Below are 639 nucleotides of genomic sequence, written 5' to 3'. Positions count from 1 at the left end.
CTGAGAATCCAGATGACTTTAATCCAGAAGGATTGAGAAAAATTGGACCTTTCGGAACAAAAAATGGAAAAATAATTAAATGGTTAGATGAAAACAATAAGGCGGTATATGAATGGGATGAAGATTTGACATATGGTTCGCATTATCACGTAATCGGTGAAGATGGCAATACAAGATTACCAAATAGTGCTGGTGAAACACATTTCTTCCCAGGAGATATATTTGAAGAATAGGAGCACATTATGCAAGATATAGAATGTTTTTTTGGAAATTCTGTTTTACATGATTGTGAAATAGGAAGAATAGAGATTAATTATTCTGAGGGAACAATTTTTTTTCAGTTTATTGATTCAAAACATAAAAAAAGAAATTATATGATAGAACAATTTATCTCTATAAATTTTACTAAGAACGAAGAGTGGGGGAAAGGAAAATACGTGGTATCCAGTGATGTCTCTTGCAATGATGGAATATGGATTATTGAGCTTCAATTAAATTCGGGTGATGTTTGTAATATCAAGTGCTACAAATAAATATTTATTATGTCTCCACTTAAGGACACCAACCACATAAAACACAAACTATAGTCTTTAAATTAATCGAAGTAGATCTGAAGTAGAGAAAGATCCAAGAAGATTA

Annotated in this window: 2 protein-coding genes; both read left to right on the top strand. The window is 31.1% G+C overall.

The features are described from left to right. Positions 1–233, top strand: a 233-nt coding sequence (locus KQI85_RS16400; protein ID WP_216577079.1) for a hypothetical protein, incomplete at its 5' end; no start/stop codon positions are given. A 9-nt stretch (positions 234–242) separates the two neighbouring features. After that, positions 243–533 carry a hypothetical protein gene (locus KQI85_RS16395; protein WP_216577078.1) on the top strand — a complete coding sequence of 97 codons (291 nt, stop codon included), beginning with the start codon at positions 243–245 and terminating at the stop codon, positions 531–533. Positions 534–639 lie beyond the last annotated feature (106 nt).

The sequence above is a fragment of the Falcatimonas sp. MSJ-15 genome (assembly GCF_018918265.1).
Taxonomy (GTDB): Bacteria; Bacillota; Clostridia; order Lachnospirales; family Lachnospiraceae; genus Falcatimonas.
Note: the sequence above shows the minus strand (reverse complement) of the source record. Positions and strands in the feature narration are given on the sequence as shown.